Origin of the sequence: Campylobacter concisus, from assembly GCF_002913865.1 — a bacterium.
In the GTDB taxonomy this organism is placed as follows: Bacteria; Campylobacterota; Campylobacteria; order Campylobacterales; family Campylobacteraceae; genus Campylobacter_A; species Campylobacter_A concisus_AM.
In genome coordinates, this window is the sequence record NZ_POYX01000065.1 from 1 (window position 1) to 697 (window position 697).

General features: G+C 43.3%; 1 protein-coding gene and 4 tRNA genes. All 5 read left to right on the top strand.

Annotation, left to right across the window (positions count from 1 at the left end):
• The first annotated feature begins 111 nt into the window (after positions 1-111).
• The 5 genes from CYP77_RS04185 (at position 112) to CYP77_RS04200 (ending at position 695) form a co-directional block, all read left to right on the top strand.
• Positions 112-186: transfer RNA gene (locus CYP77_RS04185), tRNA-Gly, on the top strand.
• A gap of 9 nt (positions 187-195) precedes the next feature.
• Positions 196-282 (top strand) — tRNA-Leu (locus tag CYP77_RS04190).
• A gap of 7 nt (positions 283-289) precedes the next feature.
• Positions 290-363: transfer RNA gene (locus CYP77_RS04195), tRNA-Cys, on the top strand.
• A gap of 31 nt (positions 364-394) precedes the next feature.
• On the top strand, positions 395-550 hold the full coding sequence (locus CYP77_RS09945) for a hypothetical protein (protein ID WP_021086361.1): 156 nt from the start codon (positions 395-397) through the stop codon (positions 548-550).
• 58 nt (positions 551-608) lie between these two features.
• Positions 609-695 (top strand) — tRNA-Ser (locus CYP77_RS04200).
• The last annotated feature ends 2 nt before the right edge of the window (positions 696-697 follow it).

Genomic DNA, 697 nt, shown 5'->3' on the forward strand with positions numbered 1-697 from the left:
ATAACCCCAAAAGATTTGGTATTTTATCTTTTTATGGCTTACATTTTTTTGAAAGTCGTTTTTATAAAATAAATTTTTAAGCAACTTTTGGCTAACATTGCAACCTTTAATGCGGGAATAGCTCAGGGGTAGAGCACAACCTTGCCAAGGTTGGGGTCGCGAGTTCGAATCTCGTTTCCCGCTCCATTAAATTTTGCCCGAGTGGCGGAATGGTAGACGCAAGGGACTTAAAATCCCTCGGTAGTTTTTACCGTACCGGTTCAAGTCCGGTCTCGGGCACCACCAAAACGGCGACATGGCCAAGTGGTAAGGCATGAGCCTGCAAAGCTTTGATCCCCGGTTCGAATCCGGGTGTCGCCTCCAGACTTCAAAAAACCAAATTAAAGGATTAACAATGAAAAAGTTGCTTTTAATAGTTTGCATGGCATTTTTTGCAGTAGGTTGTTCAAACACTTGGCACGGCGTAAAAGAAGATAGCCACAACGCCAAAGAATGGACTAAAGAAAAGATCAATGACGGCGCTAGTTACGTCAAAGAAAAAACAGAATAATTCTTAGTGGTTATAGCAAATTTTAAGCAAAGTTGGCTATAATCACAAATCTTTAAATCGGGAGATGGCTGAGCGGTCGAAAGCGGCGGTCTTGAAAACCGTTGAGGTGTGAAAGCCTCCTGGGGTTCGAATCCCTATCTCCCGGCC